Origin of the sequence: Streptomyces sp. JHA26, from assembly GCF_002005565.1 — a bacterium.
In the GTDB taxonomy this organism is placed as follows: Bacteria; Actinomycetota; Actinomycetes; order Streptomycetales; family Streptomycetaceae; genus Streptomyces.
The window spans coordinates 69803-89933 of sequence record NZ_BDJC01000030.1 but is presented as its reverse complement, the minus strand read 5'-3'; the positions used below and the strand labels follow the sequence as shown (position 1 = coordinate 89933).

Annotated in this window: 12 protein-coding genes and 2 pseudogenes; 3 read left to right on the top strand and 11 right to left on the bottom strand. The window is 71.1% G+C overall.

What is annotated here, in order from left to right:
• The 4 genes from JHAT_RS19580 to hemA all read right to left on the bottom strand — a co-directional run.
• On the bottom strand, positions 1-4954 hold a 4954-nt coding region (locus JHAT_RS19580; protein WP_143660465.1), incomplete at its 3' end, for a type I polyketide synthase.
• A gap of 328 nt (positions 4955-5282) precedes the next feature.
• Positions 5283-6350 carry an arylcarboxylate reductase gene (locus JHAT_RS19575; protein WP_077799505.1) on the bottom strand — a complete coding sequence of 356 codons (1068 nt, stop codon included), beginning with the start codon at positions 6348-6350 and terminating at the stop codon, positions 5283-5285.
• A complete protein-coding gene (locus tag JHAT_RS19570) occupies positions 6347-7330 on the bottom strand; it encodes an ACP S-malonyltransferase (protein ID WP_143660464.1) in 984 nt (327 codons plus the stop codon). The genes JHAT_RS19575 and JHAT_RS19570 overlap by 4 nt, the downstream gene beginning before the upstream one ends.
• Positions 7331-7575: 245 nt before the next feature.
• Entirely contained in the window at positions 7576-8802 is a 1227-nt protein-coding gene (gene hemA / locus JHAT_RS19565) for a 5-aminolevulinate synthase (RefSeq protein ID WP_077799503.1), read from the bottom strand.
• 363 nt (positions 8803-9165) lie between these two features.
• On the opposite strand from hemA, the gene JHAT_RS19560 reads away from it, so the two are divergent.
• Both JHAT_RS19560 and JHAT_RS19555 read left to right on the top strand, forming a co-directional pair.
• Positions 9166-10734 (top strand): AMP-binding protein, encoded by a 1569-nt coding sequence (locus JHAT_RS19560; RefSeq protein WP_077799502.1) that lies wholly within the window; start codon positions 9166-9168, stop codon positions 10732-10734.
• Positions 10731-12281, top strand: a complete 1551-nt coding sequence (locus JHAT_RS19555; RefSeq protein ID WP_077799501.1) for a long-chain fatty acid--CoA ligase — start codon at positions 10731-10733, stop codon at positions 12279-12281. The genes JHAT_RS19560 and JHAT_RS19555 overlap by 4 nt, the downstream gene beginning before the upstream one ends.
• Before the next feature lie 70 nt (positions 12282-12351).
• Here JHAT_RS19555 and JHAT_RS19550 read toward each other — a convergent pair whose 3' ends face one another.
• On the bottom strand, positions 12352-13137 hold the full coding sequence (locus JHAT_RS19550; protein WP_077799500.1) for a thioesterase II family protein: 786 nt from the start codon (positions 13135-13137) through the stop codon (positions 12352-12354).
• A gap of 808 nt (positions 13138-13945) precedes the next feature.
• Between JHAT_RS19550 and JHAT_RS19540 the strand changes: the two are divergent.
• Positions 13946-14854 (top strand): annotated as a pseudogene (locus tag JHAT_RS19540) (IS1380 family transposase); the annotation flags it as partial.
• A 26-nt stretch (positions 14855-14880) separates the two neighbouring features.
• On the opposite strand, the pseudogene JHAT_RS35340 reads toward JHAT_RS19540, so the two are convergent.
• The 6 genes and pseudogenes from JHAT_RS35340 to JHAT_RS19510 form a co-directional block, all read right to left on the bottom strand.
• Positions 14881-15096 (bottom strand): annotated as a pseudogene (locus tag JHAT_RS35340) (transposase family protein); the annotation flags it as partial.
• Between the two features lie 90 nt (positions 15097-15186).
• On the bottom strand, positions 15187-16446 hold the full coding sequence (locus tag JHAT_RS19530; RefSeq protein WP_077799498.1) for a kynureninase: 1260 nt from the start codon (positions 16444-16446) through the stop codon (positions 15187-15189).
• On the bottom strand, positions 16443-17291 hold the full coding sequence (locus JHAT_RS19525) for a S9 family peptidase (protein WP_077799497.1): 849 nt from the start codon (positions 17289-17291) through the stop codon (positions 16443-16445). The genes JHAT_RS19530 and JHAT_RS19525 overlap by 4 nt, the downstream gene beginning before the upstream one ends.
• Positions 17281-18129: a tryptophan 2,3-dioxygenase gene (locus JHAT_RS19520; RefSeq protein ID WP_077799496.1), complete on the bottom strand. Its 849-nt coding sequence runs from the start codon at positions 18127-18129 to the stop codon at positions 17281-17283. Before JHAT_RS19520 ends, JHAT_RS19525 begins: the two co-directional genes overlap by 11 nt.
• Before the next feature lie 25 nt (positions 18130-18154).
• Positions 18155-18931: an SDR family oxidoreductase gene (locus tag JHAT_RS19515; RefSeq protein WP_077799495.1), complete on the bottom strand. Its 777-nt coding sequence runs from the start codon at positions 18929-18931 to the stop codon at positions 18155-18157.
• A 41-nt stretch (positions 18932-18972) separates the two neighbouring features.
• Positions 18973-20124 (bottom strand): 2Fe-2S iron-sulfur cluster-binding protein, encoded by a 1152-nt coding sequence (locus JHAT_RS19510; protein WP_077799513.1) that lies wholly within the window; start codon positions 20122-20124, stop codon positions 18973-18975.
• Between the last annotated feature and the right edge of the window lie 7 nt (positions 20125-20131).

Genomic DNA, 20131 nt, shown 5'->3' with positions numbered 1-20131 from the left:
GCCCGCCGACGACGTCAGGGCGCACACCCCAGGACGACACCAGCCGGAACAGGGCCACCTCGACGGCGAACAACGCCGCCTGCGTGAACACCGTCGCATCCAACGCCTCACCGTCGGTGAAGACGACATCGCGCAACGGCCGCTCCAGCAGCCCGTCGAACCCGGCACACACCTCGTCGAACGCCTCGGCGAAGACCGGGAAGGCCTCATACAGCTCCCGGCCCATCCCCACACGCTGACTGCCCTGCCCCGAGAACAACACCGCCAGCCGGCCCGGCACCACCACACCACGCACCACACCAGCAGCCGGCTCACCCGACGCAAGCGCAGCCAGCCCGGCCCGGTCACCCGACAGCACCACAGCCCGGTGCTCGAACACCGACCGCGACGTCGCCAACGACCACCCGACATCCACGGGATCAACATCCGAGGCATCACTCAGGAAGGCGGCCAAGCGCTCCGCCTGACCCCGCAGCGCCGCGTCGGACTGTCCCGACACCACCCACGGCACCACCACCGGCACCACCGGCGACTCGGCGTCCGCAACCGGCTCCTCCTCGACAGCCGGAGCCTCCTCCAGGATCACGTGCGCGTTCGTCCCGCTGATACCGAACGACGACACACCCGCCCGACGCGGCTCAGCGCCCTCGAGCCACGGCGTGGCATCCGTCAGCAGCTCGACAGACCCAGCCGTCCAGTCCACGTGCGGGGACGGCTCATCGACATGCAGCGTGCGCGGCAGCACCCCGTGCCGCATGGCGAGGACCATCTTCATCACACCCGCGACACCGGCCGCGGCCTGCGTGTGCCCGATGTTCGACTTGATGGAACCCAGCCACAGCGGCCGGTCCTCCGGCCGGTCCTGGCCATAGGTCGCCAGCAGCGCCTGCGCCTCGATCGGGTCACCCAACTTCGTGCCCGTACCGTGCGCCTCCACCACATCCACCCCGGCAGCCGACACCCCGGCATTCGCCAACGCCGCCCGGATCACCCGCTGCTGCGACGGACCGTTCGGCGCGGACAGACCATTGCTCGCCCCGTCCTGGTTGACCGCCGAGCCACGGACCACGGCCAGCACCCGATGCCCATTGCGCCGCGCATCCGACAACCGCTCCAGCAACAGCATCCCGGCACCCTCGGCCCAGCCGGTGCCGTCCGCCCCCGAGGCGAACGCCTTGCAGCGGCCGTCCGCAGCAACGCCTTGCTGCCGGCTGAACTCCACGAAGATGCCGGGACTCGCCATCACGGTGACGCCGCCCGCCAGCGCAAGCGAGCACTCCCCCTGCCGCAGCGACTGCACCGCCAGATGCAACGCCACCAGCGACGACGAACACGCCGTGTCCACCGTCACCGCAGGGCCCTCGAACCCGAACGTGTAGGAGATCCGACCTGAAGCAGCACTGACGCTGCTTCCGGTGAGCAGGTATCCCTGAAGGCCGGCCGAGGCATCGTGCATACGCGGGCCGTAGTCCTGAGCCATCGCACCGACGAAGACGCCGGTCTCACTCTTCGTCCGACCACCGGGAGCGATACCGGCCCGCTCGAACGCCTCCCAGGAGGTCTCCAGCAGCAACCGCTGCTGCGGATCCATCGCCAGCGCCTCTCGCGGCGAGATACCGAAGAACTCGGGGTCGAAGTCGCCGGCGTCATAGAGGAAGCCGCCCTCGCGGGTGTACGTGCTGCCCGGCTGGCCTCGATCCGGTGAATAGAGGGCGGACAGGTCCCATCCCCGGTCCCGGGGGAACTCGCCGATCGCGTCCCCGTCGGACGCGATCAACTGCCACAGTTCTTCCGGCGATTGCACACCGCCTGGGAATCGGCAGCCCATTCCGACGATCGCTATGGGTTCGTCATGGGACACGGTGGCCCGCGCCGAGACGGTGCTTCCCCGCTCCGCGCCGAGGAGGGTGGTCCTCAGGTGACGCGCGAGGACTGCCGGGGTGGGGTAGTCGAACAGCAGGGTGGTCTGCAGCCGCAGCCCGGTCGTCGCGTTCAGACGGTTACGGAACTCGACTGCTCCCAGCGAGTCGAAGCCCAGTTCCTTGAACGTCCGCCCGGGGTCTACCTCCTCGGAGCCCTCGTATCCCAGTGTCGTGGCGACCTGGGTACGGATCAGTTCCAGGAGCAGGTCCGTCTGCTCGTCCTCACTCAGTCCCGCCAGGCGTCGCCTGAGCGCCGAGGTGCTGTCCCCCACGGGCTCAGGCTCGGCAGTGTGCCCAGCCGTCCGCTCAGTGACGTGCACGGCCCCACGGTCAGCCGCCGCGTCCAGCCAGTAGCGACGGCGTTGAAAGGCGTAGGTGGGCAGGTCGACGCGTCGGGCGCCCGTACCCGTGAACACTCCGACCCAGTCGACGGTCGCGCCGCCGACGAACGCCTCTGCGGCCGAGGTCAGGAAGCGCCCCAGACCGCCCTCGTCGCGGCGCAGCGAACCCACCGCCGTGACGGGCGTGTCGGTGTGCTCTTCAGCCGTCTGCTCGACGCCCATCGTCAGCACCGGATGCGCACTGGACTCGATGAACAGCCGGAAGCCGTCGTCGAGGAGCACACGCAGGGTGTCGGCGAAACGGACCGTCTGGCGCAGATTGCGATACCAGTACCCCGCATCGAGGCCGCTGGTGTCCAGGACACCGCCCGTCACCGTCGAGTAGAACGGCACGCTCGACGCCTGCGGGGCGATGCCCGCCAGGTCCCGCAGGAGAACGTCCTCGATCTCCTCGACATGCGCGCAGTGCGACGCGTAGTCCACCGCGACACGCCGCGCCCGCACACCGTCCGCCTCGCACGCGGCCAGCAGCTCGTCCAGCGCATCCGCATCCCCGGAGACGACCACGACCGACGGACCATTGACCGCCGCCACCGACAACCGGCCGCCCCAGCCGGCGAGACGCTCGCGCACCGCGTCCACACCCAGCGAGACGGACACCATCCCGCCCCGCCCGGACAGCGCACGGATCGCCTTGCTGCGCAGCGCCACCACCTTCGCCGCGTCCCCGAGCGACAGCGCACCCGCCACACACGCGGCAGCGATCTCACCCTGCGAGTGACCGATCACCGCAGCCGGCTCCACACCGTGGGAACGCCACACCTCGGCCAGCGAGACCATGACCGCCCACAGCACCGGCTGCACCACATCGACCTGCTCCAGCCAGGCATCCGCGCTCGTGTCCCGCAGGATGTCGAGCAGCGACCACTCCACGAACGGCACAAGCGCAGCCGCACACTCGGCCATCCGCTCCGCGAACACCGGCGAGTCGTCGAGCAGTTCGGCCGCCATCCCGGCCCACTGCGAACCCTGCCCCGGGAACACGAACACCGCACGGCCGTCCGCACCGCCGGCCCGCCCGCGCACCACGCCCGGGGCCTCACGACCCTCGGCCAGCGCCCGCAGGCCGTTCAACCCGTCCAGAACCACGGCCCGGTGCTCGAACACCGACCGCGTCGCCGCCAACGACCACCCGACATCCACCGGAGCAAGCTCGGAACGCTCGTTCAGGAAGGACGCCAGTCGCTCGGCCTGCCCCCGCAGCGCCGCCTCGGACTTCCCCGACAGCACCCACGGCACCACCACTGGCGGCACAGCACGCGAGGCCTCCGCGACCGGGTTTTCCTCGACAGCCGGAGCCTCCTCCAGCACCACATGGCAGTTCGTGCCGCCCACGCCGATGGCGCTGACGCCCGCGGTGCGGGGGCCGTCCGTGTTCGGGTCGGTGGGCCAGGGCTGTGTCTCGGTCTGGACGCGCAGGTTGAGCGTGTCCAGCGGGATGTCGGGGTTCGGGGTGCGGTAGTTGAGGCTGGGGAAGAGTTCGCCGTGCTTCAGGCCGAGGGCCGTCTTGATGAAGCCGACGATGCCCGCGGCACCCTCGAGGTGGCCGACGTTGGTCTTGGCGGAGCCGACGCGCAGGGGTGTGCCGGTGCTGCGGCGTGCGCTGCCGAGGACGGCGCCGAGGGCCGCGGCCTCGATCGGGTCGCCGGTCCTCGTGCCGGTGCCGTGGAGTTCGACGTACTGGACGCGGGAGGGGTCCACGCCGGCCTGCTGGTAGGCGCGGCGCAGGACGTCTTCCTGCGCGGGCTGGTGCGGGGTGGTGAGATGGGTGCCGCCGCCGTCGTTGTTGACGGCGCTGCCGCGGATGACGCAGTACACGGGGTCGCCGTCGGCGAGGGCGGCGGCAAGGGGCTTGAGGACGACGGCGCCGCCGCCCTCGCCGCGTACGTAGCCGTTGGCGCGGGCGTCGAAGGTGTAGGTGACGCCGTCGGGGGACAGGCCGCCGAACTTGGCGACGCTGACGCTGCTCTCGGGGGCGAGAATGAGGTTGACGCCGCCGGCGACGGCGATGGTGCTCTCGCCGCGGCGCAGGCTCTCGCAGGCCAGGTGGACGGCGACAAGGGAGGAAGCCTGGCCGGCGTCGAGGGTCAGGCTGGGGCCGCGCAGTCCGAGGTGGTAGGAGACGCGGTTGGCGATGAGGCTGCGGTGCAGGCCGGTGAAGCTGTGGCGGTCGATGGCCTCGACGCCGCGTCGGCGTTGCAGCGTGGCGTAGTCGTCGGCGATCACGCCCAGGTAGACGCCGGTGTCGGTGTCGCGGAGCCGGTCGGGGACGATGCCCGCGTCTTCGAGGGCTTCCCAGGTCAGTTCCAGGACGAGGCGCTGCTGCGGGTCCATCGCGGCGGCTTCGCGGGGCGATATGCCGAAGAAGGCGGCGTCGAAGTGGTCGACGTCGGTCTGGTTGAGGAAGCCGCCGCGTCGGGTGTTGACCGTGCCGGGCCGGTCGGTGTCCTCGTCGTACAGCTCGTCCGCGTCCCAGCGTTCCCGGGGTACGTCCGTGATGGCGTCCGCGCCGGCTCGCAGCAGGTTCCGGAAGGCGGTGGGGTCGGGTGCTCCGGGGAGGCGGCAAGAGACTCCGACGACGGCGATCGGAGTGTCCGCCGGGTGTGCGACGGCGGCCTCAGAACGCTTCATGAGCATGACTCCCTGGACCAGGACGTGGGGTGTCGGGCGCGACGGGTCGTCGTTCCCGGCTCCGGCGGCTGACGGTGGTCGGATGGTGGTCGGGGGGCGCCGTGGGCCGTCCGGGGCCGTCCGGCGGGGGCGGGTCGGCGTCCGTGGGAACGTGGAGGCCGGACACGGCGGTGGCAGCCACTGCGTCCCGGCGGACGTGGACCGGTGGCGCGTGCCCGGCGCACCTGGCCGGGCCGCCCCGCGGCGGTGCCCGCGCGCACGGGCACCGGCGCCCGCCCGGGGCGTGTCGGGTGTGTCGCGGCGTGGCCGTGCGCACCCCGGCGTGGGTCTAGTAGATCCCCTCCGGTGCCGAGCGGACGACCTGCAGGGGTCGTACGTTGGCGACGCCGTCGCAGGGCCAGGCGTCGCCGGTGTCGTAGCGGACGGCCAGGTCGCGCTCGAGGATGTTGGGCAGGAAGAGGTCGTCGTGCAGGACGGTCAGACGGACCTGGCCCTGTTCGCCGTAGGGGACGACCTTCGACCAGTCGTCCTTGTCGACGACCGCCATCGTCACCTGCGGATAGTTGGGCAGGTAGGGCATGAGCGTGCCGTCGTTCTCCACGGGGAGGGCGACGGTGTTGCCGAAGGTGTTGGCGTAGGTGACGACGACGAGTCCGCCGCCGAGCGCCTCGTGGAAGGAGCGGCGCATCGCCGGGGTGGCGTGGGTGCCGCTGAGCCGTACGCCGCTGAGCCGGGCGACGAGTTCGGGCCGGGCCTTGATGAAGGCCTGGAGGAGTGCCGGGGTGGTGACGAGGTAGTCGACGGGCTGGCTCTCCAGCACGGCGGCCATCTGGTCGACGATGTGGGCGGTGTACTCCTGGGCGTCCTTGAGCCGGCCGCCGCGCAGCAGCCGCTTGACCCAGCGGGGGTCGAAGTCGATGCCGTACACGCGGCCGTCGTAGAGCTCGGCGAGGTCCACGGCCCCCTGGCCGATGAGGTGCGGGCCGGTGGGGGTCGCCTGGAGCCAGCCGCGGCCGGGCTCGAAGCCCTCGCGTTCGATGACCCAGCGGCGCCAGGCGGCGCGGTGCACGAGCATCGGTTCGGTGTAGAAGACGCGGCAGGGGCTGCCCGTGGTGCCGCCGGAGTCCCAGATGCGTCCGCCCAGGGGGCGGGGGACGGCCTGGGGCACGAGGTCGGCCGGGTCGAGCGTGCGCAGTTCGCCGAGCGGCATCGGGCCGAAGGCGGTGAGGTCGTCGTACGTCGTGATGTCCGCGGGATCGACGGCGAGTTCGGCGGCGCGCTTGAGCCAGTAGGGGCTGCCGGTGTCGGGGTCGAAGTGGCGGCGGACGACGCGGCGGGTCCAGGCGTCGATGTCCTGGTCCAGCCACTGGGCGACGAGCGCGTTCATGTCGGTCATCGGGGGCTCCCCATCGTTGCGTCGTCCACGGGGGGCAGTTCGATGCCGAAGTCGTAGACCGCGGTCATCGCCTCGAAGACGTGGTCCGGGGACTCGACGTGGACCACGGGGAATTGGGCGTTCTGGAAGGTGCCGAAGGCGGCGGGGCCGAGGACCAGGCCGAGTTCGGTGCCGGCGTCCTCGAGGCCGCCGATCATGTGCGGCACGCTCACCGGGTCGGTCGGGTTGCGGTGGAACAGGTCACGGATCTCCTCGCCCGTGGTGAGCGCCTTGCGCTCCATGCACGAGTGGACGGGGACGCGTGGGTCGCGGAAGGTCATGGACTCCAGCGTGGGTTCGATGAACTCCGTGACGTGCCGCTGCAGGGGTGAGTGGAAGGCGGCCCCGTGGTCGTCGGAGACGTGCAGGGCGCCGGGCGGCAGGGTCGCGCCGAAGCCTTCGAGTGCGGCCCGGTAGCCGCCCAGCAGCACCATCCGTTCGTTGCCGGTGCCGACGCGGCCGAGGTCTGCGGAGAGATGGACGTCGGGAGCGTCCGCCACGAACGCGGCGGGGTCCTCCTCGAGAGGAATGCGGAGCATGGCGACGGCTTGTCGCCGGGATTCCGACGCGGTGGGCGGCGGGACTTCCCGGAATCGCATCAGCAGGGTGAACAGGTCGCGCCTTTCCACCGCTCCGGCGAGAGTCGCGGCGACGAGTGCGCCGAAACTGAGCCCGCATACCGCGGTGGGGGTGATGGCGTATTCCTCGGCGAGCACGTCGGCTATCCCGAGAATGGCCGCCGCCTGTCTGATGGCGCCGACTCCTTGACGATGCTCCTGTCCCGGTTCTCTTTGTTCATGAAAAATTCGCTGAACATCGATGCCGGTCCAGTCCGCTATCTGCGCATAGGTCCGCTGCACGCTCGGAAAGAGTTCGTACAGTTCGGTGCCGGCTCCCGGCCGGTCGTTCATGCCACCATCGAGGACATACGCGAGCGTCACCCAGAACCCCCGTTCCCACCCTTCTCCGTCAGAGAAGGGCATACCGCGAAGCGGCACTTTGCGGCCGGCTCACGCGCGGGAGCCACCACTGCCTTGCAAGCTACTTCTACCAACAGGTCGTTTAGCCGTTCGATAATCTCATCCAACCCCCGCCAGCGATCTCATGTCAAGCAACGCCTGCTCGACGTGATGTGCCTGACAATCGATCAGATACGCGCCGCCGACGGGGGGTTGGGCATGCGGGATCAGCTACGGTCCGGGGCGGCCGACAGGCGGTCGGCGCCCAGTTCCGTCCACACCTGGTCCAGTGCGTCGACGAAGCCCCGGACCTCGTCGGCCGTGTGCACGGCGCCGGGGGCGACCCGCAGGATCTCCTCGCCGAGCCGCACGCTGGGCGCGTTGATGGCCTGGACGTAGATCCCGTGCCGGTCCAGCAGCTGCGTGGACATGCGCTTGCACAGGGCCTCGTCGCGCACCAGGACGGACACGATGTGCGTCTGGTCCGAGATGAACGGGATGCGGCGTTCATCCAGCAGACGGTGCATCAACTGTGCGTTGGACCACAGTTGTTCCCGCTCGGTCTCGGAGGAACGCAGGTGGCGTACGGCGGCCAGGGCGCCGGCGGCCACGGCGGGCGGCAGCGCGGTGGTGAAGATGAAGGAGCGGGAGAACATGCGTACCGCTTCGATCACTTCGGCGGGGCCGGCGATGTAGCCACCGGTGGTGCCGAAGCCCTTGGCCAGGGTGCCCATGATGACGGTGAAGTCGTCGGCGATGCCCTCCCGGGCGGCGATTCCGGCGCCCTGTGGGCCGTACATGCCGACGGCGTGCACCTCGTCGATGTAGGTCATCGCCCCGTAGCGCTTGGCGATGTCGGCGATCTCCGCCAGCGGAGCGATGTCGCCGTTCATCGAGTACACGGACTCGGCGACGATGAGCTTGGGCGCGTCCGGGTCGGCCGCCGATATGAGTTCTTCCAGGTGCGCGGTGTCGTTGTGCCGGAAGATCTGCTTCTGGGCGCGGCTGTGGCGCAGGCCGTCGATGACGGAGGCGTGGTTGAGCGCGTCGGAGAACACGACGCAGCCGTCCAGGCGGCCGGCGATCACGGACAGGGCGCCGTCGTTGGCGGTGTAGCCGGAGGTGAACAGCAGGGCGTCGTCCTTGCCGTGGAGCGCGGCGAGCTCCTCCTCCAGCTGCACGTGGTAGTGGTTGGTGCCGCCGATGTTGCGCGAACCTCCGGCGCCCGCACCGTACTTGTCGACCGCCTCCTTCATGGCCGCCAGCACCGCGGGGTGCTGGCCCATGCCGAGGTAGTCGTTGCTGCACCAGACGTTGATGCTGTCCGCATCCCCGCCGTCGCGCACACTGGCCGCAGGGAACTTCCCGGCGAGCCGTCCGATCTCCAGGAACTCTCTCTTTCCCCCGTCAGCGCCGTCGATGAGGCGTGAAAAGAGGTCCAGGTATGGGGTCACGTCTACTCGCTTCGTTTTCGGGCCCTCTGAGGCCGCGTACAACTACAGGCGACTGCGTGGAGCTGGCTGATCCCTCGCGCCTACGGCGGTTTCTCGGCTCCCCGGCACGGACGCATCACCGGCGGATTCGTGCGGGCAATTGCAGCTGACCACCCTCGATAAAGGAGGTGCGCGAGAGTAACTCTTGTATATCATCAGCCCACGGTCGGCGTCCAACCTACCCGTGATAGTGCGGAGTTGAAACACATACACACGGCAACCCGGACAAGTCGGCAAAGTCGCCGGTAACTCACGACCCGTTGCCATACCTCTGCGCTCATGCAATCCTGACCGACCAAAACGGGTCGACGGAGTGGAGTTTCGGTGTCCTCGAACGAGAATTACGCCCGCCGGGTACTTGAGGCGCTGGCGTCGGATCCGGACCGGATCGCCCTGTGGCGAGAAGGCGAGGAGTGGACCGCGGAGCAGTTCTCCCGGACGGTTCTCGCGGCGGCGGAACTCCTGCGCCGGGACTTCTCCGAGAACCCGGTCCCGACGGCGAATGGTGCCGCGGCGCCGGTCGTGGCGGTTCTCACGGTCACCAACACCCCGGCGACCGTCATCCTGCGCTACGCGGCCAACCTCGCCGGGGCCACCGTGGTGCACCTGCACTCCACGAACGCCGTGGACCCCTCCGACCAGCTCGCCGCCGCGGCCCGGCTCGAGATCCTCGGCAAGTCCGGGGCGGCGTACCTCGCCGTCGACAAGGAGAACCTCGACGCGGCCCGTGAGCTGGCCGGCCGGCTCACCGCACCGCCGCGGCTCGCCGCACTCGGTGCCCTCGGTCCCGACGTCCTGGACCTGTCCTCGGGCGACCCGGACGCCTTCGACCTGGAAGCCGTCGAGGCCGACCCGGAGCAGCCCGCCGTGGTGCTCTTCACCAGCGGCACCAGCGGCCGGCCCAAGGGCGTGACCCTGCCGTACCGGGTGCGCAGCCTCTACCTCATGGCGGGCCTCCAGTCCCCCGAACCCATCGTGTACCTGTCGACGCTGCCGGTGAGCCACTCCAACGGCTCCGGCGTCGACCTCGCCCTCGCCTCCGGGGGAACGGTCGTCCTGCACGACGGGTTCGAGCCGGGCGCGGTGCTGCGCGCGGTGGAACGGCACCGCGTCTCCGCGCTGACGCTCACCCCGCCGCAGCTGTACATGCTGGTCGACCACCCCGACATCGCCACCACCGACCGGTCGAGCATCAGGATCATCTCCTACGGCGGCTGCGCCGCCTCCCCGGCACGGCTGGCCGAGGCGATCGAGGTGTTCGGCCCGGTGCTCCTCCAGTTCTACGGCACCACGGAGACCAGCGGCATCAGCGTGCTGCTGCCCCCGGACCACTTCGATGCCGAACTCCGCCGGACCGTCGGCAAGCTGACCGCCGAGGTGCGCATCCTCGACCCGGACGACCACCGTGACCTGGCACCCGGCGAGGTCGGCGAGGTGTGTGTGCGCACGCCGTTCACCATGCTCGGCTACTGGGGCGAGCCGGAGCTCACCGCCGAGGCCGTCCGGGACGGCTGGGTGCACACCGGCGACCTCGGCTCCGTCGACCAGGGCGGCTATCTGCGTCTGCACGGCCGGCTGGGCGACGTGATGAAGACCAACGGCATCAAGGTCCAGCCCACGGACGTCGAGAACGCGCTGCTGTCCCACCCGGAGGTGAACCAGGCCGCGGTGTACTGCGTGGTCGACGACGACCGGGTGGAGCACATCCACGCCGCCGTCGTGCTCCGGCCGGACGGCACCGCCGACTCCGCCGCCCTGGTGGGCCATGTCGCCGCCGAGCTGTCCCCGAAGCACGTTCCCGCCGCGGTCACCTTCCACGACGTCCTGCCCCTGACCGGCGCGGGCAAGCCGGACAGGCAGGCGCTGGCCGCCCGGCACACGGGTGCGGCGTGACGCTCTCGGCCGCCTCCGTCCTCGCCGAGTCCGCCGAGCGGCGCCCCGGCCATCCGGCGCTCGTCTTCGGCTCCGAGCGGATCAGCTACGCCGACCTGTGGCGCGCCACCCGCCGCTACGCCGCGGTGCTGCGGGAGCACGGAGTACGACCGGGTGACCGGATCGCCCTGCTGCTGCCCAACACGCCGCACTTCCCGATGGTGTACTACGGCGTGCTGGCGCTCGGTGCCGTGGTGGTCCCGGTGCACGGCCTGCTGCGCGCCGACGAGATCGTCCACGTGCTGCGCGACTCCGAGGCGAGGGCTCTGGTGTGCGCGGGCCCGATGCTGACGGAGGGCGCCAGGGCGGCGGAGACGACCGGGACCGCGCTGCTCACCGTCCTGGCGGGGCACGGCACGGACGACGACGGTCCGCCGCGCCTGGACGTCCTCGCCGAACGGGCCGAGCCCCTGGACCGCCTGGTGCCGCGGGCGCCCGACGACCTGGCGCTGGTGCTGTACACCTCGGGCACCACCGGCCGGCCCAAGGGCGCGATGATCACCCATCTCAATCTGGTGATGAACGTCCACACCACGATGCGCTCGCCGTTCGACCTGACCCCCGACGACGTGCTGCTGGGTTGTCTGCCCCTGTTCCACACCTTCGGGCAGACCTGCGGCATGAGTGCCTGTTTCCTGGCCGGCGGCACCCTGGTCCTGATGAGCCGCTTCGACGGTCCGGGTGCGCTCGACCTCATGGTCACCGAGGGCTGCACGGTGTTCATGGGCGTGCCGACCATGTATCTGGCGCTCCTGGACGCCGCCGCCGAGGACCCCCGCCGTCCCGCGCTGGACCGCGCCTTCTCCGGCGGTTCGGCGTTGCCGGTCAAGATCCTGGAGGACTTCCAGGAGGTCTACGGCTGCCCGATCTACGAGGGGTACGGCCTCACCGAGACGTCACCGGTGGTGGCGTACAACCAGAAGGCGTGGCCGCGCAGGCCCGGCACGGTGGGCCGCACCATCTGGGGCGTCGAGGCGGAGATCGCCGCGGCCGACGTCGAGGACCGCGTCGAGCTGCTGCCGTACGGCGAGGTGGGCGAGATCGTCGTCCGAGGCCACAATGTGATGGCCGGGTACCTCAACCGGCCGGAGGCCACCGCGGCCGTCCTGGTCGACGGATGGTTCCGCACGGGCGACCTGGGGACCAAGGACGCCGACGGTTATCTGACGCTCGTCGACCGCAAGAAGGACATGGTGCTGCGCGGCGGCTACAACGTCTATCCCCGCGAGGTGGAGGACGTGCTGATGCGCCACCCGGCCATCGCCCAGGTCGCCGTCATCGGGGTCCCCGACGACAAGTACGGCGAGGAGGTGTGCGCCGTGGTGCGGACCCGGCCGGGCAGCGAGCCCGGTCCGGAGCTCGCCGCGGACATCGTGTCCTGGAGCAGGGAACGGGTCGCCGCGCACAAGTACCCGCGGCTGGTGGAGTTCGTGACGGACTTCCCGCTGGGGCCCAGCGGGAAGGTGCTGAAGCGGGAGCTCGTCGCCCGGTACTCCGGGAGGAGTTGACCCGCCGTCAGCACGTCGGGTGCGCGCGCCGTCGCTCGCGGCGCGCGCACCCTCTCGTGTCCCCGGCGGTTCAGCCCGCGCCGTGGCTCCGGGCCCTCTTGCGGAAGCCGGCCAGATCCTCCCGCAGGGCGGCGATCACCTGCTCGCTCCGCTCGGCGAGGTAGAAGTGCCCGCCGGTGAAGGTCCGGATCCGGAAGTCGGCGCACGTGTGCTCGGCCCAGCCCTTCGCCTCGTCCTCGCGCACCTGCGGGTCTGCGTCGCCGGTGTACACGTACAGCGGGCAGCTCAGCTCCGGCCCGGGCCGGTACACGTACTGCTCCACCGCGGTGTAGTCGGCGCGGAGGGCGGGCAGGATCATCTGCACCACGTCCTCGTCGTCCAGCAGCGCCGCGTCGGTCCCCTGGAGCCTGCGTATCTGGGCGAGCAGCCCCGCGTCGTCCATGAGGTGCACCTTGTCCTCGCGCACGCTGCCGGGTGACCGGCGTCCCGAGACGACCAGCCCCAGCAACCGCCCCGGGGACTCGGCCTCCAGGCGCCGCGCGGTCTCGTAGGCGAGCGTGCCGCCCATGCTGTGCCCGAAGAACACCAGGGGTCGGTCGGCGTGGTCCCGCAGCGCGTCGGTGATGCCGTCCACCAGCGCGTCGACGCTGGTGAGCGCGGGCTCGGAACGCCGGTCCTGACGCCCCGGGTACTGCAGCGCCAGCACCTCGGCGTGGGGTGCCAGCCGGGCCGACACCGGCAGGAAGTAGCTGGCCGATCCGCCCGCGTGCGGGAAGCAGACCACCGTGACCTCGCTGTCCTGCGAAGGGTGGAACCGCCTGATCCAGCGTTGCCTCAACTCGTGCGAGTCAGCCATGTGCTCCGTCCGTTCTGTGTGCCCTGCGAACGCGTTCCGGGGAGGACGCCTCCGAGGCTCCAGCCTTCCCGACCGGCGTCCCGCACTCAAGGTTTACGCTCTGGGAGGAACCGGGGCGCCGGAGCTGTTTCCGCTGGTCAAGCTCCATCCGAGCCGTGTACCAGCCGATCAGTCCCGGATGCCCGAGTTCAACGGAGCGCAGTCAGCACGGGAGTCGGCACCGCACCGTCGAACCACCCTGAACCACGCGTCCCGGACGGCACCCGTTTCGACCTCCCTCGCCCCCCCTGAATCGCTCTTCCACGAGCCGGCATGGTGGCCGCACGCATAGCTGACCCCCGAACTTTGTTGCCCCACCACATGTGCGCCTGACCTGCGGATTCCTACGGTGTGGCGACACGCAAACGTCCCCGTCACAGCCCAGGAAGTGGTGCCGATGTCGTCGCCCGCAGCCGCTCCACCAGCTCCGAACAACCTCAAGCGCATCGTCGCCGCGTCCCTCATCGGCACCACCATCGAGTGGTACGACAACTCATCCGATCAAAGCTGCGACCTGCGGTTTTGGCGCCATTGGCCCTCCGAATCCAGCACCGAACCAGCACCGGGAAATCTCGTGCTCGGTGGAAGACAGAGCCATGCTCGATCGGCCTGGCTGTGGGGCTTGGTGACAGGTACCGAACATCGTCACTCACCGTAGCGCTTCCCGTGCCGTTAGCCTCGCGCTTTCACGAAGTGGGTTGTCCAGCAGGCGGTCGAGCAGCCTACCGGGTCCTGCCCCCGTGTCCGTGTTCAGAATGACGGCCGAGCCGTGGTCTCCCAGGCCGGATCGGTCCTGCTGGTCGAAACGGTCCGCAAAACCGGTCTGGATCAGGCGATATCGCAGGCGCTGGCGCCATGGCGCAAACCGCGGGCCGTCCACCACCCGGGCAAGGTCCTGCTGGACGTCGCCCTGGCGGTCGCGTTGGGCGGGGACTGCCTCGCGGACGTCGCGATGCTGCGGTGTGAGCCGGCCATCTCCGGCCCGGTCGCCTCCGACCCGGCCGTCTCCGCCTGATCGACACCCTCGCCGCCTCCGGGGAGAAGGCTCTGTAGGCCATCCGGTCCGCACGGTCCGAAGTCCGGGAGCGAGTCTGGTTGTTGGCCGGCGAGAACGCCCCGGACGCCGACGGACAGATCACGGTCGACCTCGACGGCGTCCTGGTGATCGCGCACTCCGAGAAACAGGATGCGGCCGCGACCTGGAAGAAAACCCTACGGCCATCACCCCCTGACGGCCTTCGTCGACCACGACCCGGGCGGAACCGGAGAGCCGGTCGTCGCCCTGCTCAGACCAGGGAACGCAGGCTCCAACACGGCAGCCGACCACATCACCACCGCCCGCCTCGCCCTGACCCAGCTGCCGAGGAAGTACCGGCGCGGGCGGCAGACCCTCATCCGCTGTGATCCCGCCGGCGGCACCCACGACTTCGTGTCCTGGCTCGCCGAGCGAGGACGCTGGTTGTCCTACTCGGTCGGCATGGTGATCACCGAGACCCTCCACAGCCACGTCCTGAAGATCCCGCCAACGTCTTGGACCCCGGCCATCGAAACGGACGGCGAGGTCCGCGACGGCACCTGGGTCGCCGAACTCACCGGTGATGTCCTCACCGGCTGGCCGAAGGGCATGCGGCTCGTCATCCGCAAGGAACGACCGCATCCCGGTGCCCAGTTGAGCGTTTTCAGCGTTTCCCCTCCAGGGTGAGGGACGGCGGCGGCGATGACGCTCATGCGGTTGGGGCTGCAGCGGGCTCGACGGAGGACGCGCCAGGACTTCAGTCCCGCGACGCTTCGTCCGACCGGCGCCCGCGCCGCCGACAGGGCCCGGTTGATCGTCTGCCGAGTCGCGGTGAGGCCCTGGTGCGGGAGCCGTCTGACCGGCGTGGTCACCCAGGAGCCGGCGCCGATGTAGGCGCGGTCGGCGCCCTGGTCGGTCTGGGCGCCGGTCTGGCACGGGAATCGCTCCTGCGCGGCGACGCTGAGGGTGTCGCCAACACGTCCGGACCGCCCCGTTCAGGTCACCGGGCCCGGGGTGGGCGGTGCCGGATCGTAGTCGGCCCTTTCGGTGAGGTCGCGCAGGCGCGTTGCGGCGGTGAGCATGTCCCGGTGGCTGGTGTAGAGGGCGTTGACGCCGAAGCGGAGCAGGTCGGGCGCGCGCATGTCCGCGATGACCCCGACCTCCGCGAGGGCGACGGCCAGACCGCGGGCGTGGGCGTGGCGGAGGGTCACCTGACTGCCGCGGCGGCCGGGTTCGGCCGGGGTGACGGGGGTGAAGCCCAGAGGGGCCAGGAGTTCGTCCGTGCAGCGCAGGAAGAAGCCCGTCAGCGACAGGCTCTTGGTACGGAGCCGGGCCGGGTCGACGCCGTCGAAGGCGGTGAGGGCCGCTTCCAGGGCGAGCAGGGAGAGGATCGGCGGGGTGCCGACGCGGGCGCGGGCGATGCCGGGGGCAGGCGTGTAGGAGTCGGCCAGGGCGAAGGGATCGGCGTGACCGGTCCAGCCCGGCAACGGGGTTTCCAGCGTGGTGTGGTGGCGTCGGGCGACGTAGAGGAAGGCGGGAGCGCCGGGGCCGCCGGAGAGGAACTTGTAGCCGCAGCCGACCGCCAGGTCCACGCCCAGGCCGTCGACGTCCAGGGGCAGGGCGCCGGCGGCGTGGCACAGATCCCACAGCGCCAGGGCCCCGGCGCCGTGCGCGGCCCGGGTCAGCGTCCGCATGTCGTACAGCTCGCCGGTGCGGTAGTCGACGGGCGAGTAGCTGACGACGGCGACCCGTTCGCCCTCGGCGGCGAGGAAGTCCGGAAGGTCCCCCGGGCGCACGTGCCGTACCTCCAGGTCGCGGCGGCGGGCGACCGCGTCGGCGAGGTAGCGGTCGGTCGGGAAGTGCCCGGGGTCGGTGACCAGCAGCGGGCGGTCCGGTCGGAGGGCGGCTGCGGCGTCGAGGGCGGTGAAGAGCTGCACGCTGGTGGAGTCGCCCGCGATCGTCTGCCCCGGCGCCGCCCCGATGAGCCTTCCGACGGCATCGCCGACGCGCAGCGGTGCCTCCCACCAGCCGGCCGCGTTCCAGGAGCCGATGAGTCCGGTCGCCCACTGGCGCCGTACGACGTCGTCCAGGGCCGCCGGCACGGCGGCGGGCAGCGGGCCCAGGGAGTTGCCGTCGAGGTACACGACGTCCGGCGGGAGCAGGAAGCGGGCCCGGAGGTCGGCCAGGGTGTCGTCGGCGTCCAGCCGTGCGGCCTGCTCGTGCAGGGTGGCGGTTGCGGGGAGTGCGGTGGTCATCGGTGTGCGGCCTCCTCGTCCGCGCGGCCGGCGTCCGCCGGGAAGTGGGCGGCCGCCATGTCCCGGAGGGTGTCGGCGACCGCGCGGGCGCCGGGTGCCCCGGGTTCGATGAGGGTGTAGTGGCCGGTGCCGGGCAGGACGACCGTCCTGAGGTCCTGGTGCACGGCCGCGTAATCGCTGAACTGCGTGAGGGGGACCTCCTCGTCCGCGGCGCCGTGCAGGAGCACGGTGGGCACGCCCGTGGCCCCTGTGCCGCGTAGCAGGGTGAGGGGGTCGACCTCGGGCAGGCGGGCCGTGAAGTGCTCCTCACCGCCGAGGAGTTGCAAGGCGGCGTCATCGCTGAGGCGGTCGCGGCGGGTGGCGGTCAGGTCGGTGATCGGGGCGAGGGCGAGCACACTCGTCGGCAGGGTGTGGGTGTACCAGCGGGAGGCGGGCGGCAGCAGGCCCCGGGCGGCGCACCACAGGGCCAGGTGGCCGCCGGAGCAGTGACCTGCCAGGACGTAGGGGCGGCCTTCGGGCAGCGTGTCGACGATGCGGGCGATGTCGTCGAAGGTCTCCGGGTAGCCGCCCGCACCGCCGGACCGCCTGAAGCCCGGGAGCAGCACGTTGAACCCCTGCGTGGACAGCCAGTCGGCGAAGGGGGTCAGATGCATCCGGTCGTAGCGCCAGTAGCCGCCGTGCAGGAGGATCACCAGCGGGGCGTCCGGGTCCTCGGACGGCCAGGCGTCATAGGACTGGTGGGGGTGGTCGCCGTAGCGGCCGTGCACCGGGGCCAGGACCGGCTTCAGGCTCAGGACCCGTCGCTCCTCCTCGGCCGCGAAGGCGGAGATCGGCCTAGACGTCACCGCGCACCTCCCACAGTTCGGGGAAGACCGGCCGGGCCGCGCGCTGTTCGAGCCAGGCGAGCCCGGCGGATCCGGCGCTGCCCGGTTTGGCTCCCATGGCGCGGCGGACCACCAGGACGTGGTCGAACCGCCAGCGGGTGACGAGTTCGGCGATGTCCGTGAGCACCTCGCCCAGGGCGAGGTGGGGATGGTGCTGCGGACCGGCGTAGACGTGCCTCCACGCCTCCACCACGCCGGGGTCTGCCTCGTAGGGGCGGATCACGTCCCGTTCGCGGACATGGGCCGGGACCGGCAGGCCCTGGCGGTGGAGGTAGGCCAGCACGTCGTCGTACAGGGACGGTTCGCGGTAGGTCTCGGCGAGCGCCTCGTGAACGGCCGGGTCGCCGCGGTGGGCGCGCAGCAGCCCGGCGGACTTGTCGCCGAGAAGGAACTCCATATGCCGGTACATCGCCGACTGGAAGCCCGAGGCCCGGCCGAACGCGGCCCTGAAGCCGTTGAACTGGGCAGGCGTCAGGGCGGCGATGGGTTCCCAGGCGCCGCTCAGAGCGGTCAGCGCGCGGCGGCTGCGCACCAGCGCGTCCATGGCGGCGGGCAGGTCGTCCTTGGCGAGGGCGACCTTGGCGGTGCGCCACTCGTGCACGATCAGGGTGAACCACAGCTCCATCACCTGGGTGGTGACGAGGAAGCCCATCTCGTCCGGGGCCTCGGTGAGCGGGTGCTGCAGCGTGTTGAGGACCGAGGCGCGGACATACGTGTCGTAGGGGCTGACGCCGTCGAAGGGGCAGGTCAGGGTGTCGTCGGTGGCCGGTGCGTCGAGGGTGGTCGTGCGGTCGTTCATCACATCTCCCAGGAGTGCGTAGGGGTCACACACCGAGGTGGGCGCCGCCGGAAGCGTCGATCCACTGACCGGTCACCCAGCGGGCATCGTCGCTCGCGAGGAAGGAGACGACGTCCGCGATGTCCACCGGATCGCCGAGCCGGCCGAACGTGGAGGCCTCGGAGTAGCGGCGGCGGATCTCCGGGACGGCGAGGGTGGGGTTGATCTCCGTCTCGGTGTAACCGGGTGCGACGGCGTTGACGGTGATGCCCCGCGGGCCGAGCTCCTGGGCCAGGGAGAGGGTGAGGTAGTCGAGGGCGGCCTTGGTCATGGTGTAGGAGACGATCGCCGGGAAGGCGACGCGGGTCGCGACGGAGGAGATGTTGACGATCCTGCCGCCGTCCCGCAGGCGGTCCAATCCTCGCTGGATGATGAAGAACGGCGCCTTGGCGTTGATGGCGAAGACGCGGTCGTAGTCGGCCTCCGTCACCTGGGCGAGGGGGCGGGGTACGGTGATGCCCGCGTTGTTGACGAGGATGTCCAGGTCCGCCGGGGCGTCCTGCTCCGCCAGGGCGTCGTCGAAGGCGGACCACAGGGTGTCGGCATCGCCGGGGACGCCGAGTTCGGCGTGGACGGGGAAGGCGCGGCCGCCGCGAGCCTGGATCTCCTTGACCGTCCGCTCGGCTGCCGTCGGGTCGTGGCCGTAGTGGACCGCGACGAGGGCGCCCTCGCGGGCGAGGCGGTGACTGATGGCTCTGCCGATGCCCCGGCTGCCTCCGGTGACCAGGGCGGTCTTCCCCGTGTGGCGGGCGGTGGCGGTCATCGTGGGTCTCCTTCGCTGAGGGGTGGCGTGGCGCTGACGGATCAGGCGTCGAAGTCGAGGATGATCTCGGGAGTACGGGGCCTGGCGCGGCAGACGAGCGTGTAGCCGGCGGCGCGGTCGCGTTCGTCCAGGGCGTGCTGGCCGTCCGCCGTCACCTGTCCGGATACGACCTTCGCGCGGCAACTGCCGCAGACGCCCTCCCGGCAGGCGTAGGGCACGTCGGGGTGGCTGCGCAGCAGTGCGTCGAGCAGGACCGGGTCGTCCGGCAGGACGGTGGCGGCACGGCGGCGCCCGTCGAGCAGGGCCGTGACCCGGTACTCCCCCGCCCTCGGCGCCTGCCCGGCCGGCTCCGGCTCCGGCTCCGGCTCCGGCTCCGATGGCTGCCTGTCCTCGGCGGTGAACAGCTCCCAGCGGACGAGCGAGGGATCCGCGCCGAGGCCTGCCAGCACGTGCCGGGCGGTGGCGACGAGGCCGGGCGGTCCGCACAGGGCGAACGTGGTGTCCGGGCCCGGCCGGGCGTCCACGGCGGCCAGCAGTCGGCGCACTCCGGACGCGTCCAGCCGCCGTGCGAGCGGACCGCCCCCGCTCCCCCGGTCCTCCCGCGTCAGCACGTACAGGACGGTGAAACGGTCGACGAACTCGTCCTTGACCTGCGCCAGTTCATCGGCCAGCACGGCGTCGGCGGAGGTGCGCGCCGAGTGGACCAGACTGACGCGGCAGATCGGGTCCCGGCGCAGCGCGTGGGCGGCCATCGGGGCCAGGGGGGTGATTCCGGTGCCGCCCGCGAGGAGCACATGATGGGCGCCCGGCAGCCGCGGCAGGGCGAAGGCGCCGGTGGGCGCGGAGAGTTCCAGTCGCGCGCCCGGTACGAGTCGGGTGGTGGCGTACTCGCCGAAGCCGCCCGGGCCGGAGCGCTTTATCACCAGGCGGAGCGCCGAGGGGGCGTGCGGTGGTGGGCAGAGCGAGTAACTGCGGCGCAGTTCGGTGCCGGAGGCCTGCCGGTGCCGGACCATGACGTGCCGACCGGGGTGGTGGGCGAAGACGTCGCGCAGGTCGGTGGGCACGTGCAGGGTGACGGCGACCGTGTCGGCGCTCAGGTGACGGACCTCGCGGACGTCCAGCGGGTGCCAGCCGAAGCGGCCGGGCGGGCCGGCCGGTGCCTCGTCGAGGAGGGCGGGCGGGGCGGTGTTCACGGTGTGC